Source organism: Zhongshania antarctica (genome assembly GCF_014202945.1).
GTDB lineage: Bacteria > Pseudomonadota > Gammaproteobacteria > Pseudomonadales > Spongiibacteraceae > Spongiibacter > Spongiibacter antarcticus.
Map to the genome: position 1 here is coordinate 41,457 of NZ_JACHHW010000004.1, position 14,551 is coordinate 56,007.

Annotated in this window: 12 protein-coding genes; 11 read left to right on the forward strand and 1 reads right to left on the reverse strand. The window is 48.4% G+C overall.

All coding sequences use genetic code 11. The features are described 5' to 3' along the window. The first annotated feature begins 9 nt into the window (after window positions 1-9). The 6 genes from HNQ57_RS07340 to HNQ57_RS07365 all read left to right on the forward strand — a co-directional run bounded on the left by HNQ57_RS07340 (window position 10) and on the right by HNQ57_RS07365 (window position 6,328). Window positions 10-282, forward strand: coding sequence for a YeaC family protein (locus tag HNQ57_RS07340; protein WP_008247261.1), 273 nt, complete (start codon window positions 10-12; stop codon window positions 280-282). A 4-nt stretch (window positions 283-286) separates the two neighbouring features. After that, window positions 287-1,126 carry a DUF2797 domain-containing protein gene (locus HNQ57_RS07345; protein WP_184462022.1) on the forward strand — a complete coding sequence of 280 codons (840 nt, stop codon included), beginning with the start codon at window positions 287-289 and terminating at the stop codon, window positions 1,124-1,126. A gap of 18 nt (window positions 1,127-1,144) precedes the next feature. Continuing rightward, on the forward strand, window positions 1,145-3,814 hold the full coding sequence (pepN, locus tag HNQ57_RS07350) for an aminopeptidase N (RefSeq protein ID WP_184462024.1): 2,670 nt from the start codon (window positions 1,145-1,147) through the stop codon (window positions 3,812-3,814). A gap of 124 nt (window positions 3,815-3,938) precedes the next feature. Next, entirely contained in the window at window positions 3,939-4,568 is a 630-nt protein-coding gene (locus HNQ57_RS07355) for a phosphoadenosine phosphosulfate reductase domain-containing protein (protein ID WP_184462025.1), read from the forward strand. A gap of 72 nt (window positions 4,569-4,640) precedes the next feature. Next, window positions 4,641-5,666: a quinone-dependent dihydroorotate dehydrogenase gene (locus tag HNQ57_RS07360; RefSeq protein WP_184462027.1), complete on the forward strand. Its 1,026-nt coding sequence runs from the start codon at window positions 4,641-4,643 to the stop codon at window positions 5,664-5,666. Continuing rightward, entirely contained in the window at window positions 5,666-6,328 is a 663-nt protein-coding gene (locus HNQ57_RS07365; RefSeq protein WP_008247276.1) for a MarC family protein, read from the forward strand. The genes HNQ57_RS07360 and HNQ57_RS07365 overlap by 1 nt, the downstream gene beginning before the upstream one ends. Before the next feature lie 24 nt (window positions 6,329-6,352). Here HNQ57_RS07365 and HNQ57_RS07370 read toward each other — a convergent pair whose 3' ends face one another. After that, complete coding sequence (locus HNQ57_RS07370; protein ID WP_184462028.1) at window positions 6,353-7,195, reverse strand: acetoacetate decarboxylase family protein; 843 nt, start codon at window positions 7,193-7,195, stop codon at window positions 6,353-6,355. Window positions 7,196-7,361: 166 nt separating this feature from the next. On the opposite strand from HNQ57_RS07370, the gene HNQ57_RS07375 reads away from it, so the two are divergent. The 5 genes from HNQ57_RS07375 (at window position 7,362) to HNQ57_RS07395 (ending at window position 14,431) form a co-directional block, all read left to right on the forward strand. Beyond that, window positions 7,362-8,729 (forward strand): ABC1 kinase family protein, encoded by a 1,368-nt coding sequence (locus HNQ57_RS07375; protein ID WP_184462030.1) that lies wholly within the window; start codon window positions 7,362-7,364, stop codon window positions 8,727-8,729. A 285-nt stretch (window positions 8,730-9,014) separates the two neighbouring features. Continuing rightward, entirely contained in the window at window positions 9,015-10,589 is a 1,575-nt protein-coding gene (locus tag HNQ57_RS07380; RefSeq protein WP_184462031.1) for a sensor histidine kinase, read from the forward strand. Further along, window positions 10,576-11,550 carry a DUF3369 domain-containing protein gene (locus HNQ57_RS07385; protein WP_184462033.1) on the forward strand — a complete coding sequence of 325 codons (975 nt, stop codon included), beginning with the start codon at window positions 10,576-10,578 and terminating at the stop codon, window positions 11,548-11,550. The genes HNQ57_RS07380 and HNQ57_RS07385 overlap by 14 nt, the downstream gene beginning before the upstream one ends. Then, the gene (locus tag HNQ57_RS07390; RefSeq protein ID WP_184462035.1) at window positions 11,543-12,772 is read left to right on the forward strand and encodes a sensor histidine kinase; all 1,230 of its coding nucleotides are present in this window, start codon (window positions 11,543-11,545) and stop codon (window positions 12,770-12,772) included. Before HNQ57_RS07385 ends, HNQ57_RS07390 begins: the two co-directional genes overlap by 8 nt. Window positions 12,773-12,781: 9 nt before the next feature. Further along, window positions 12,782-14,431, forward strand: coding sequence for a putative bifunctional diguanylate cyclase/phosphodiesterase (locus tag HNQ57_RS07395; protein ID WP_184462037.1), 1,650 nt, complete (start codon window positions 12,782-12,784; stop codon window positions 14,429-14,431). The last annotated feature ends 120 nt before the right edge of the window (window positions 14,432-14,551 follow it).

Sequence of the window (14,551 nt, forward strand, 5' to 3'; positions counted from 1 at the left end):
GAGTGATTGATGGATTTTGAACAGTTAGTAGACAATATTACCCCGGCGATTTACGAAGGGCTAAAGCGTGCTGTGGAAATTGGCAAGTGGCCCGATGGTAGGGTGTTAACCGTGGAGCAGCGGGAGCACTGTATGGCTGGGGTTATTGCCTATGACCTAAAAATGCAGGACGAAACTGAGCGGGTAGGTTATATCGACCGCGGTAAAAAGGCCGAGGGTGAGGTATGCGGTGACGACCACAGTCACGATGATGGTGACCAGATTCTGAAGTGGGCGGAATAAGCCCATGAGCGAACGTGTTATAGCCGGCGCTGTGGCCAAAATGAAAACCCATTTAGACGGTGATTTGGCCACTTACAGTATGCCGATTGGCGATCAGCTAGTGCCTATGAATGCGCTGATCGGCAAGACGCTAGGGCTGGATTTTCAGGGGAAAATTAATTGTGTACACTGCGGCCGCTTGACGAAAAAAAGCTTTAATCAAGGCTATTGCTACCCTTGTTTTCAGCGCTTGGCGCAGTGCGATATTTGTATTGTCAGCCCAGAAAAATGCCACTATGCGGCGGGAACCTGCCGAGAACCTGAGTGGGGCGAAAGTCATTGCATGATCGATCATGTGGTGTATTTGGCTAACTCATCTGGTGTAAAAGTTGGAATTACGCGAGGCACTCAGGTGCCCACTCGTTGGATCGATCAGGGCGCGGTTAGCGCCTTGCCGATTTTTCGTGTTAGCACCCGACTGCAGTCCGGTTTAGTGGAAACCCTTTACAAAAACCACGTTGCCGATAAAACCAGCTGGCAGGCCATGTTAAAAGGTTCTCCAGACAGTGTTGATTTAGCTGCGCGACGTGATGCGCTTGCCGTGGCGTGCGCCGACGACATTGCTGCCTTGCAGCAACGCTTTGGCTTGCAGGCAATTCAGCCAATAACAGATATCCCTGTGCAGCATATTGAATACCCGGTGAGTGAATATCCCCTTAAAGTAAAATCCTTTAATTTAGATAAAGTGCCTAATATTGAAGGCACGTTGATGGGTATTAAAGGCCAGTACCTGATTTTTGACACGGGCGTGATTAATATCCGTAAATACGCCGGTTATCACCTTGCATTAAGTAGTGAGTCATAGCGGCTCAGGAGTAGTTACATGCGCGACGCGCAGCCGAGTACGATTTATTTAAGTGAATATCAAGTTCCCGCGTATTTGATTGATACGACTGCACTGGTATTTGAGTTAGGTGAAGAAAGCACCAAGGTCTCTTCGCAATTGCATATTCGTCGCAACCCAGCGTCGACAATAAGCAATGCGCCGCTCGCTCTCCACGGTACCGAATTGGCGCTAATTTCGCTGGCTATTGACGGTCGCGCCCTTGATGCCAGTGAATGGACACAAAGTGGCGAGCAATTGATTATTGCTAGTGTGCCCGCCGAGTTTGTGCTGAGCTGTGAAACCCGCATTCGCCCCCAAGACAATACCTCGCTGGAAGGTTTGTATAAATCCAGCGGTATGTTTTGCACTCAATGTGAGGCCGAGGGCTTTCGCAAAATCACCTATTACCTGGACCGGCCTGATGTCATGTCGGTGTTCACCGTTGAGATTATTGCCGATGCCCATCGCTACCCGGTACTTCTGTCTAACGGCAATTTAAGTGCGGCGGAAGTATTAGCCGACGGTCGCCATAAAACCGTTTGGCAGGACCCATTCCCAAAACCCTCTTATTTATTCGCCTTGGTTGCTGGCAAATTGGCCTGTGTGGAAGACCGGTTTAAAACCATGAACGGTCGCGAGGTGGCGCTTAAAATTTACGTTGAAGACAAAGACGCGGATAAATGTGAGCACGCAATGGTGTCCCTTAAAAACGCAATGCGTTGGGACGAAGAGGTTTATGGCCGAGAATACGATCTCGATATTTTCAATATTGTGGCCGTTGACGATTTTAATATGGGGGCAATGGAAAACAAGAGTCTCAATATTTTTAATACTTCCTGTGTCTTGGCTAAGCCGGAAACGACGACAGACGCCGGTTTTCAGCGGGTCGAAGGGGTAGTAGCCCACGAGTATTTTCATAACTGGTCTGGTAATCGAGTCACTTGCCGCGACTGGTTTCAGCTCAGTTTAAAAGAAGGCTTTACCGTCTTTCGGGATGCCGAGTTTTCTGCTGATATGGGCTCGCCAACAGTCAAGCGCGTAGAAGATGTTACCCTGCTGCGCACCGCGCAATTTGCCGAAGACGCTGGGCCAATGGCGCACCCGATTCGCCCCGATTCCTTTATTGAAATTTCGAATTTTTACACTGTAACAGTGTATGAAAAGGGCGCCGAAGTGGTGCGCATGATTCACACGCTATTGGGGCCAGAGCTGTTCCGCAAGGGCAGTGACCTGTACTTCGACCGTCACGATGGTCAGGCGGTTACCTGCGAAGATTTTGTGTTGGCAATGGAAGACGCCAGCGGTGTAGATCTGGGCCAGTTCCGCAATTGGTATTCTCAGGCAGGTACGCCCAAGCTGATGGTAAGTGCTGAGTATGACGCTGCAGCACAAACGTATACTCTGCATGTGCAGCAGTCCTGCCCAGCAACCCCAGGCCAAAGCAAAAAGGCGCCGTTCCATATTCCCTTTACTGTGGCGCTATTGGGGGAGGCCGGTCAGCTCGCTTTACAGTTACAGAATGCGGCGCTAAATACTGAAACCGCAGACAATACCGAAATGGTATTGAACGTGACGAAGGCCGAGCAGAGTTTTATTTTCACGGGAATTAAAGAGGAGCCAGTACCGAGCTTGCTGCGCGGCTTCTCTGCACCAGTGAAACTGGAGTTTGATTATAGTCGTGAGCAACTGTTGCGCTTGATGAGCAGCGACAGTGACGGTTTCTGTCGCTGGGATGCCAGTCAGCAACTGGGCTTGGCGGAGATTAGTCAAGCGCTTGCTGATATTGCTGCTGGGCGTGATGTCGCACCTGAGTCAGCTTATTTAGATGCCTGCCGAGCGTTGCTTAGCGATGAGACTTTGGACGGTGCAATGGTGGCTATGATGCTGCAGCTGCCCTCTGAAGCGTATTTGGCCGAGATATTTCACCCTGTTGATGTGCTTGGCCTTCACCGCGCGCGCGAGACCTTGCGCTTGGCAATTGCCGAGGCTTTACGTGGGGAATTGCTGGCGTGTTATTCACGCTGTACCAGTAATGCCGTTTATGCTGCTGATGCCGGACAAATAGCCCAGCGCAGCCTGAAAAATACCGCATTGTCATACCTGATGTTATTAAATGACGACACCGGCCGTGAGCTAGCGACTCGCCAATTTGAACACAGTGAAAATATGACAGATCGTTTAGCGGCGCTTAATGCTCTGGTAAACAGTGCTGCGCCGTATAAGGCTGAAGCGCTTCAGCGCTTTTATCAAAACTGGCAACACGAGCCCTTGGTTATTAATCAGTGGTTCCAAGTGCAAGCTATGTGTCGTTTGCCGGGCACGCTTGAAACAGTTCAAGGCCTGATGGCGCACCCAGCCTTCGATATTCGTAATCCCAATAAAGTGCGGGCCTTAATCGGTGCATTTTGTGGGCAGAATAGTGTTAATTTTCACCGCGAAGATGGTGCCGGTTATCGCTTCCTTGCCGATCAAGTTATTGTGCTAAACCGCAGCAACCCGCAAATTGCGTCTCGCTTATTGGTGCCGCTGACTAAGTGGCGGAAATATTTGCCGGCGGCGCAGCAGCTGATGTGTGCGGAATTACAGCGGATTTTGGCGCAGCCGGATTTATCTAGTGATGTGTATGAAGTGGTGTCAAAAAGTGTGCAAGAGTATAGCGAGGAATAAGCATTGCTTTTGTTATAACCATATTCGTATTTGTTATAAGTGTATGATTTTAAAGATTTTTATTTATATTTTGGGGCTGCTGTGCTAAAGTCGCCGGCCTGTTAACGTTTTTATAGACAAAATTATGGATCTTGATCTCGACGCCTTAAATAGTACGCTGCGCAATGCCTCCGCCGAGGAAATTATTCGCTGGGCGGTGTCATTGAATGAGCCGATAATGGCGTCTACCAGCTTTTCACCGAATGCGGCGGTGATGTTGAAGTTAGTGACCGATGCGGCCCCGGAAATGCCGGTGGTTTGGGCGGACAGCGGGTATAATGTGCCCGACGCTTACCGGGTTGCAGAGCAATTGATAAAATTGCTTAAACCGAATATGAAGCCCTATGTCCCCTTGATTACCGCAGAGCATCGCAATGCCATTATGGGCGGAATTCCGCATCCAGATGACAACCCTGAGCTGCACCGGGAGTTTACCCGCCAAGTTAAATTAGAGCCGTTTAATCGTGCCTTTGCGGAATTGGCGCCCAAAATATGGGTGACGGGTATTCGCAAGGAGGAGACGGAGTTTAGACAAAATCTCGATATATTGTCTTGGGATGGTCGCGGTATTTTGAAGGTCGCCCCGATTTTTTACTGGACCGAGGCTGATGTGCAGGCTTATATGAGTGAACATAAACTGCCAAGTTGTAAGCATTATTTCGACCCCACCAAAGTGGCGGAGAACCGTGAGTGCGGTTTACACACCTCCGCGTAATTTTTAGGGGGAATGAGCTCCTCCTTTCGCTGAGTTCTGGGTTTCTGCGGCTTTCTAAATAAGGTTTTTCTCATGTATGCTGTTTTACGCCGCTTATTGTTTTGTTTGTCCCCTGAGCGTGCTCACCATCTATCTTTAGTTTTAATCTCTCTGCTTGAACGCTGCGGCTTAAGCGGCTTGTTGGCGCGTCCCATACCCCGCCAGAGCCGTGTCGTTATGGGAATCGAATTCCCTAATCCCGTGGGCTTAGCTGCAGGCTTAGACAAAGACGCTAAACATATTAATGGGCTGGCGGCCTTGGGTTTCGGTTTTATTGAAGTTGGCACAGTGACCCCCTTGGCGCAGCCCGGTAATCCGCAGCCGCGTCTATTTAGGCTGCCGGAAGCCCAAGCGATTATTAATCGCATGGGCTTTAACAACCTCGGTCTTGAGCATTTGCTGGCTCAGGTTAAAGCCAGCGGCTTTAACGGGGTATTGGGTATTAATATTGGTAAAAACAAAGACACGCCAGCCGAGCGTGCCGTCGATGATTATCTGCTTGGCTTGCGCAGCGTGTATCCCTACGCGAGTTATATCACCGTTAATTTGTCCTCACCAAACACGCCTGGTTTACGGGATTTACAGTTTGGGCAACCTTTAATCGATTTGTTAGCGGCGTTAAAAAAGGCGCAATTGAGCTTGGCCGACACCCACGGTAAGTATGTGCCAATGGCAGTAAAAATAGCGCCGGATATGGCTGAAGACGATATTCGGAATGTTGCCGAGGTGTTTGTTGAGCAGGGCATTGATGGCGTTATCGCCACCAATACCACTATTGCTCGCGATGCTGTTGTCGGTTTGTCTCATGGTGACGAGATGGGGGGCTTGAGCGGTGCGCCGGTTCGAGATAGCTCAACTCGGGTTATTCGAATATTGGCTGACGCCTTGCAGGGTCGTCTGCCTATCATTGGCGTGGGCGGTATTAGTGACGGCGAATCGGCGGCTGAAAAAATAGCGGCCGGGGCGTCTTTGGTTCAGGTTTATACCGGCTTTATATATCGCGGCCCGGTTTTAATTGCCGAAGCGGCTGCCGCTATTGCAAAGACTGAGGCTGCCTAATGGTATTGAGTAGCGCCGTTATTGAGGCTTTTAGCGTCTCGGTGACCACTTTTTTTGCCACCATTGGCCCTATTGATGTCGCTGCCATGTTTGCTGCGCTAACGGGTAGTCTTTCGGCGAAAGAGCGCGCTCGTACAGCGCTTCGCGGGGTGTTGATCGCCACTGGGATATTGTTGGCGTTTGCGGTACTTGGGGAGATGATACTGAATGCCTTGGGGATCTCGCTAGCCGCGTTACGCGCTGCGGGTGGGGTTTTGCTGCTATTAATCGGCATCGACCTCGTCACGGTAAAAGGGAGTGGTGCCACCACGACCACCACCGATGAAGATTTAGAGGCGGAAGAGAAGGCGGATATTGCTGTGTTTCCCTTGGCGACGCCGCTTATCGCGGGTCCTGGTGCTATTGGTGCGGTAATTTTGTTAATGGCCCATGCCGAGGGCAATTTCCTTGAGCAAGGCGCGGTCGTTGTTGCTTTGCTGCTGGTGATGGCGATGACGCTGGGGGCATTGCTACTGGCGAGCCGCTTGCAAAATTGGCTTGGCGTTACCGGTATGCATATGATTAGCCGAGTATTCGGGGTGTTGCTCTGCGCCTTGGCGATGCAGTTTTTGTTTGACGGTATTGCCCAAAGTGGTTTGCTGGCGGGTTTGGCCGCCAGCTAAGCAGGGTGTGATACGGGGAGGGGGCTAGCGTTCAAAGGGCTCGCCAATGCTCACAACCTCAGGGCCATCAAATTGCATTTTGGCTTTGCGGATGGATAAACTAAACAGAGGCTTTTTAGGTAGACCGAGATTGCGCAATACCATTGCTAGCGGGTGTTTTTCACCGATCTCAGGCTCTTGTCCGCCCAGTTTGAAACTTAAGCCCTCGCCTTCGGTAATGCCAATCGTTTTCCAGGCCTGTTTGTTGCGAATTGCCAAGGACGGTGCTCGCTGCGGTTTGGCGATGGTCTTGCCGCCTGTTGGCGCGCTAATACTGAAAACGGCATGACCTTCGTCATGAAACTGCGCAAAGGCAGTTTTCGGCCCAAAATCAATGTCGACGTGACAAACCCATTTTGGAAAGCCCCAGATAAAACGCCCAGCATGAGTGGTAAAGTCTTGATTGACGGGCATGCGGTAGACAAAATTGCCAAGTTGGCCGCGCATCATTCGGCTTAACGCACCAAAAAATGGTATTGGCTTGCGTTCGCCGGGCGTGGTTACCGGAAAAACAATGGCGGCTTCGTTGTAGTCGCCTAAATCGTTTTCTCGGTAGTCGACGGCGAGCAATTGCATGAGCGCCTTGCCGGGCAGTATTTCAACAACCTTAAATCCGCTGTCGGCAATGAGTGCTTGCGCTTTAGCGGCATTGACCGTAAACACATTCATGAGCATGGCGGCGTTGTTTACAGTGACGGGTAAGGTGACGGTCTGCCCGTTTATTTGATATTCCCGCGCGTTGGTTTTACTGCATAAGGTGTCTGTTACTTGGTCTTGCTCGGCAGTGCTAACGGGCTGCTCAGCGTATAAGATGCGGGTATCCTGCATTGGCCATGACTCCATTATTATAAGTTTGTTAGTGTGTTGGTATTTGAACTGAAGGTGACAAGTAATAGAAGTGTAACTTACAGCGCGACACTATCTGATTACAATGGTGTTACTTTGATCGACAGCATTATTTTTCGGGCACTGGCCCGCAGAGGATTAAGGAAAAATGGCTAAAAAGCTTTCCAGTAGCGTCAGGGAAAAGGTGATGCAGGCCGCATCGAAGACGAAATTTTTAAGTGCCGCGGCCGATACCTCCGGTCGCCGCATCAGCTTGGCAGAGTTTGGTCTGAGGGGGTCGTGGCGGGTATTGCAGACAGCGTCGGCAGTCTCCCCTAGGGCGCTAAAATGCCTATTGCGCCGCCGTAAACCAAGCCCGCGGGAGCTGCGCGAGCTTTTTGAAGATTTAGGGGCCACCTATATTAAGTTCGGTCAGTTTATTGCGAGTTCACCATCAATCTTTCCAAAGGAATACGTAGACGAGTTCCAGCTTTGTCTAGATCAAACCCCGTCGCTGCCTTTTAATAAAATAAAACAGATCATCGAAGATGATCTTGGCCAGTCCATCGCCGAGGTGTTTGCTTATTTTGATGAGAATGCCTTGGCGTCGGCCTCTATTGCACAGGTTCATGCAGCGCGCTTGGTCACCGGTGAAGACGTTGTGGTTAAAGTGCAAAAGCCGGGTGTACAGGCAATTTTAACGACAGATATGAATGCGGTATACCTGTGTATTCGTTTGTTTGAATTGATTCTACCCAATACCGACAAAGACGCCGTAGCGGGTTTGGTGGAAGAAATGTACCAATCCATGATCGACGAGTGCGATTTTTATAAAGAAGCAGAGAATCTAACGCAGTTTCGGGCCTTCTTGCTGCAAAGTGGCAATAGCCATGTGGTTGCGCCAAAGCCCTATAGTCAGGCCTCGTCACGAAAGGTGCTCACAATGGAGCGCTTGTATGGCACTGCGCTGAATAATGATATGGCGAAGGGCGAGGCGGGGTTTGATCCAGCTAACAGCCTGTTCAATGCGCTCAATACGTGGTTTGCAAGCCTGACCCAATGTGCGTTTTTTCATGCCGACTTGCACAGTGGCAATTTACTGCTGCTCAATGACGGCAGAGTCGGATTTATTGATTTTGGTATGGTGGGTCGTATTCAGCCTGAGGCGTGGCAGGCTATATTTAGTTTATTCATGGCGATTAGTGAACAAAACTATGAGCTGATGGCGCAATCGATGATTAGTGTCGGGATTACCCGTGAGGTAGTCGATGAAGCCGCGTTGACCCGAGATATTCGTAATTTATTTGATGGCCTAAATGCCTTGGATCCTCAGAAGGTTCTTGAAAACAAGCAAGCTGATGGTATTACCTCATTGTTGAGTGAATTAGGTGATATTGCCCGAACCTACGGTATTCGCTTTCCCCGGGCCTTCACGATGCTATTAAAACAGTTTCTGTATTTTGATCGCTATATGGAGCTGTTGGCGCCTGGCGCCGACATTTTCCAAGATGACAGAGTCGATTTTTATTTGCAGTGATGCCATTCTGCGAGCAATCTAGCTTGGGGCTTTCGCGATGATATCGCCTTAGCCCGCATCTTCGTCAAACATCCTAATAATACGGAAAGATCATTCTAAGGTTCCCTGAAATCAATGACTTCGGTGCATTGCCGGCGCTTTTTGTAAGTAGATGACACTATTTTATATACAGGCGTATAGGCAGTACAGTTAGTCTATCTTCAGTCTGTTGCAGTTGAGTCGCACTTAAGCGGCTTATCTGTGTTAAGTGCCACTGGAAAGGGGTTTTTATGTACTGTTATTGGAATGACGACTGAATTGCGCCGTTTTTTAGTTACAACGAGCTTTGATCGTAAACTTGCATGGTCGCTAATTGTCAGCACCTTTATGGTTGGTGGCTTGATTGTCGGCATGTGTGTGCTTTTGGCGGTAAATGTATCGAACGCCAGCCGCCATGAAAAATACTCTGTCATAGCGGGCTTGCTAGGGAAAATGCTTGAGCAGGGTGACGTAAACGCCCTTGAGTCGGCGATGGATAAGGTAGCGCTAGACAGTAGTATTGCCGCGGTTTGTGCGTATTCTGGCGCGTCAGAAACAAAACTGTTGTACATGTATCAAGCGGATCGGGGAGGGATAACGTGCCTCCCAGAGTTACCTACTTTGTCAAAAAATGATTTTCATGTTGTGGTGCCGAGTGCGCGACACGATGGTTTACGGCTGGTGCTGCGTACCAATAATCATTACTTAAGTGACTATATTCACTCTATTTGGTGGTTGGCGATATTAATGATGCTGGCCAGTGCGCTCTTTGCCTTCGGTTTTTCCTCTTGGTTGGGACGACAACTACTGCTGCCAATAGTGAGTTTGCTCAAGGTTATAGGCTTAGTCCGTCTTAATAGAGATTATCGTTTACGCGCAGATAAGTTTGCCGACGATGAATTTGGTCAACTTTGCGATAATTTTAATGACATGATTGCTGATGTCGAGCGTCGTGATCAAGAAGTGCTGAGTGCGCGTAGAGAGCTAGAATTGCGAATTTGTGAGGTTGATGTCAGTAATCGTGAATTGAGTGGCACTTTACAACGTCTAAAGCAGACGCAGCAGCAACTCATAAATACCGAAAAGATGGCTTCCCTTGGTGCCTTAGTTGCCGGTGTCGCCCATGAAATAAATACGCCAATTGGCGTTGGAGTAACGGCTGCGTCGACCTTACAGGCTAATACCGAAAATGCCAAAGCGCGATATGATCAGGGCGACTTAACACAGTCGGCGTTGCGTCTATATTGGGAGCAAACCGTGTCGGCAACTCAGATGATTTTAGGCAATCTTGAGCGGGCGGCCGGTTTAATTCAAAGCTTTAAGCGTGTGGCGGTGGATCAGAGTAACAGTGAGATTAGACGCTTTAATCTTGGCGAGTATTTGGGCGAGGTAATGCACAGCCTCTACCCGCAAGTCAGGAAAGCTGGACTGAATTACGCCCTAGAATGTGATGAGGAATTGATCGTTCGCTCTTATCCGGGCGCTATATCGCAAATAGTGACAAATTTAGTCATGAATGCAATCAGCCACGCCTATCCAAATGGCGAAGCAGGTAATTTGACATTGAAGGTTTGGGCATCAGAAACTGGGGAAATATCGCTGCAGTTTAACGATGACGGCAGAGGAATTCCCGCGGAACATTTGGCGAGAGTTTGCGACCCCTTCTTCACAACTAAGCGGGGTAGTGGCGGCAGTGGCCTGGGTTTACATATTGTGTATAACTTGGTAACTCAGCAGCTTTGCGGGCGAATCAAAATTGACAGTGAAGTGGGCAAGGGTAGCTGCATAAGCCTCTTCTTTCCCCCGGACGTCGCTAAGGTAGGTTTGTATGAGTCAGTTTGACGGAAACGGTAACGACAAGTTGCAATTTGCTGCGGAATCGACGGCGACCTTGTTAGATAGTGTTTTCGAGCCATGGAAACTGTTGTTGGTTGACGACGAAAAAGTCGTCCACTCGGTGACTCGTTTAGCCTTGGAGGGATTTGAATTGGCGGGGCGTGGTTTACAGTTTATTAGTGCCTATTCTGCTGAAGACGCGCGGGCGCTACTTGCTCAACACGATGATATCGCCTTAATCCTACTTGACGTGGTAATGGAGACCGACCATGCCGGGCTTGATCTGGTGCACTATATTCGTCGTGAATTAAATAATAAGTTTGTGCGCATTGTATTGCGTACCGGACAGCCCGGACAGGCCCCAGAGCTGGAAGTAATAACCCAATACGACATAAATGATTATAAAGAAAAAACAGAGTTAACGAGACAGAAGCTCTTTTCAACCGTGTACACCAGTTTGTGTTCCTATCGAGATTTGATGGCCATAGAGAACAATCGGTTAGGTCTGTTGAAAGTGATTGAGGCTTCTGCCCATATTTTTGAACGTCGTAATTTGGCTGCGTTTGCTGAAGGTGTTTTGCAGCAGCTAACCGCGTTACTTTATTTAAACAAGCATGCCATGTTAGTACAGACCTGTGGAATGCTGGCTCGGCCGGCAAGCGACTCATTAAATATACTGGCGGCTACCGGTTGCTACTCAGATTTTCAAGGAACAGTAGAGATTTCAGCGTTTGATAGCGACGTTGGTGATCGAATAAGCACGGCAATTAAACAGCGCTCGAGCAACTATGGTGATAATTACTGGGTGAGCTACTATATTACCGAATCAGGTATGGAGCAGCTGCTGTATGTGTCGGCGAAGGACGTGTTTTCAATTCCGGATATTGCGATGATTGAATTGTTTGTAAGAAACGTTGCAATAGCCCACGAGACAATCGCTCTGCTGGAGTCGAATAAGCATGACTAATACCAATAGCAAAAAAATTCCAGATAAAATGGCAGGTAATGATGAGCTTATTCTGGCAAGCGAGCAAAGTACTATGCTGACACAGGATTCGGCGACAACAGCCAAGAATGCGTGGAAAGTCCTCATTGTTGATGATGAGGAGGAAATACATGTAGTCACCCGTTTGGCACTTCATGACTTTAGTTTTGGTGGTCGCCATTTGGAATTTGTTAGCGCCTACTCTGGTGAGCAAGCGAGACAGATGATTCAGGAAAATCCTGACACGGCGATTATTTTGCTCGACGTCGTTATGGAAACTGATAGTGCCGGCTTGGATGTGGCGAGGTTTATTCGTCAAGAAATTGGTAATCATTTTGTACGCATTATCCTGCGTACTGGTCAGCCAGGTTTGGCGCCAGAGCGTAGAGTGTTAAAAGTTTACGACATTAATGATTACCGGGCAAAAACTGAATTAACCCAAGATCGTCTCTTTTCGGTTATTTATACCGCGCTATCGTCTTACCGAGATTTAATTGCATTGGCGAGAAGTCGCCACCAACTTATTGGTTTGGTCAACGAGATTGAACAACTCTCACATTTGGCGGCTCGAGATTTGCAAATGCCGCTGAACGAAGTGGTTGGCGCAATGCGTAAAATTGGCGCTAGGGTAAATGAGCTTCCACCAACAGGTTTAGCCGAAGAATTTCTCGATATCCGCGAAAATGTCTATGCGATGCAGTCGGCTTTAAATAAGTTAGTCGCGTTGACGTCGGTTGGTCGCTTTAATGAAAATCGAGAAATGGTTGACTGTAACTCTGTTGTTAGTGACGTGCTGCTGAATTTGGACAGTGAGTTTCAGACAAGTCACGCCAATTTACACTGCGAAACGCTGCCAACGGTTTTTGTTTGCCGACGCCAGTTAATTCAGCTATTTCAAAATTTGATTAGCAACGCGATTCGCTACTCCGAAGGCAAGCCCCCTGAAATTTATATCAACGCGACAACACATGAGCGGAATTGGGTTTTTTCAATCAGCGATGCCGGTATTGGCATTGCGCCAGAGCATCACAGCGGATTATTTAATTTGTTTCACCGCGACAGTGGAGAGGGTGCGGTTAAAGAGTCTGGGGTTGGCTTGGCTATTTGTGAAAAAATAGTGCGTTGGCACGGTGGAAAAATTTGGTTGGAATCTGAACTTGGCAAAGGTTCTACGTTTTACTTTACTATCCCCTTGGCGGAATAGGAAAAAATAATGCGAGCAGAATTAGTGCTTAACAATCTTTCACACAGTCTTTTTTGTGTGGATCTTAATGGTCGCATTACGTATGTCAATGCAGCCACTAAATTGCTAACCGATCTCCCATTAATGGATTTGTTAGGTCAAAATTTGGCCGAAGTACTGCCTTTTGTTACCGTGCTAAACGGCCGATCTTTAAGCGAGCAGTTAGTTGGCATCGGTCATTATGGCAAGCCTCTGTTAGTTGCACTGGCGTCAAATAGTGAAAATCGCTATTTAGCGTCAGTGTCTGATGTACTTGATGACGATGGCAGTAAAATTGGCTGCAGCGTCGCAATTGCCAATGCGAATAACCAGGAAGAACTATTTGGTGACGGTGAGAATGGCCTTGATCCACTCACTGAACTAATGGGCCGAAAGGAATTTGAGCGGCGATTGGCCAATCTTGTTAATGACGCGGCGACAAGTTCTCGTACCCACGCTTTGCTCTACATCGACATAGATCAGTTTAAGCTAATTAACGATACCAGCGGCCATGTGTCTGGTGATAATTTAATTAAAAATATTGCGCAGGCTTTGCATTTAGAACTCTTTACCGGTGATATGTTGTGTCGCTTGGGTGGTGATGAGTTTGGTGTTTTACTAAGTAATGTCGACACCTTTGAGGCCCGCTCTGTCGCGAATCGCCTGGTGAAGGCGGTGAAGCGAATGACCTTTATGTGGAGTGGTATTACGCATAAAGTGTCTATTAGTATCGGTGTGGTATTAGTGGACGAGTACTCCCTAGATCGCGAAGCGGTGATGAGCCAAGCTGATGTGGCGATGTATTCAGCTAAAGAAGATGGTCGTGGTCGGGTGCATGTTTACGATACCCAGGATAAGAAGCTTAGTCGCTTACACGATGACATGGATTGGGTACATAGAATTAATAAGGCGCTAGCGGCCGATGATTTTTGTCTGGTAACCGAGCGAATCTTGCCGTTGGTTGATGAGAATAAGCGCACGACCTTGTATAACGAGTTATTGGTTCGCATGCGTTATAACGGTGAAATACTTAGTCCAGGCCAATTTATGCCCGCGGCTGAGCGCTTTGGTTTAATGCCTCAGATTGACCGCTGGGTAATTAAAAGCTTCTTCAATTATTTACAGCGTAATCCCGAGCTAAACACGCAGAATGTAATGTATTCCATTAATATTTCTGGCCAGTCCCTGTGTCAGGAGTCATTTTTAGAGTTCGTTTACCGCTGCTTACGTCGCAGCACGGTGAACCCGGAAATCATCTGTTTTGAAATTACTGAAACCGTGGCAATAACGAACTTCTCGGTAGTGACTCGCTTTATTCATCGGGTGCATGAGTTGGGCGGGAAATTTGCGCTAGATGATTTTGGTACGGGAATGTCGTCTTTTGGCTATCTACAAGAACTGCCAGTAGATTTTGTGAAGATCGATGGGCTTTTTGTCCACGATATGGACAAAAACCCCGTTCACGAGGCCATGGTGCGGTCAATAAATGACATAAGCCATGTACTGGGAAAGAGAACGATAGCGGAGTTTGTGGAACGGCAGGAAATTATGGATCAGCTCCGCGCTTTGGGGGTTGACTACGCCCAAGGACATTTACACGGCAAGCCACAAGACTTGCGAGACTTACAGGACGTAGCGTAGACCTATTGTCGGGGCGTTAGCAGGCTCTCTTACTAGCCAGGTAGATGCTGCATGCGCTTATCGCCATGGCATCCGGGATTGATGTGGCCCTATTGTGGAAAAAACGCAGGTTTGGGCCAT

Excerpts from the sequence above, each read along its gene's own strand:
- HNQ57_RS07355 (WP_184462025.1), top strand. The coding sequence starts at position 3,939 with ATGGATCTTGATCTCGACGCCTTAAATAGTACGCTGCGCAATGCCTCC.
- HNQ57_RS07365 (WP_008247276.1), top strand. The coding sequence starts at position 5,666 with ATGGTATTGAGTAGCGCCGTTATTGAGGCTTTTAGCGTCTCGGTGACC.
- HNQ57_RS07395 (WP_184462037.1), top strand. The coding sequence starts at position 12,782 with ATGCGAGCAGAATTAGTGCTTAACAATCTTTCACACAGTCTTTTTTGT.
- HNQ57_RS07370 (WP_184462028.1), bottom strand. The coding sequence starts at position 7,195 with ATGCAGGATACCCGCATCTTATACGCTGAGCAGCCCGTTAGCACTGCC.
- HNQ57_RS07345 (WP_184462022.1), top strand. The coding sequence starts at position 287 with ATGAGCGAACGTGTTATAGCCGGCGCTGTGGCCAAAATGAAAACCCAT.
- HNQ57_RS07380 (WP_184462031.1), top strand. The coding sequence starts at position 9,015 with ATGACGACTGAATTGCGCCGTTTTTTAGTTACAACGAGCTTTGATCGT.
- HNQ57_RS07360 (WP_184462027.1), top strand. The coding sequence starts at position 4,641 with ATGTATGCTGTTTTACGCCGCTTATTGTTTTGTTTGTCCCCTGAGCGT.
- HNQ57_RS07340 (WP_008247261.1), top strand. The coding sequence starts at position 10 with ATGGATTTTGAACAGTTAGTAGACAATATTACCCCGGCGATTTACGAA.
- HNQ57_RS07390 (WP_184462035.1), top strand. The coding sequence starts at position 11,543 with ATGACTAATACCAATAGCAAAAAAATTCCAGATAAAATGGCAGGTAAT.
- pepN (WP_184462024.1), top strand. The coding sequence starts at position 1,145 with ATGCGCGACGCGCAGCCGAGTACGATTTATTTAAGTGAATATCAAGTT.
- HNQ57_RS07375 (WP_184462030.1), top strand. The coding sequence starts at position 7,362 with ATGGCTAAAAAGCTTTCCAGTAGCGTCAGGGAAAAGGTGATGCAGGCC.
- HNQ57_RS07385 (WP_184462033.1), top strand. The coding sequence starts at position 10,576 with ATGAGTCAGTTTGACGGAAACGGTAACGACAAGTTGCAATTTGCTGCG.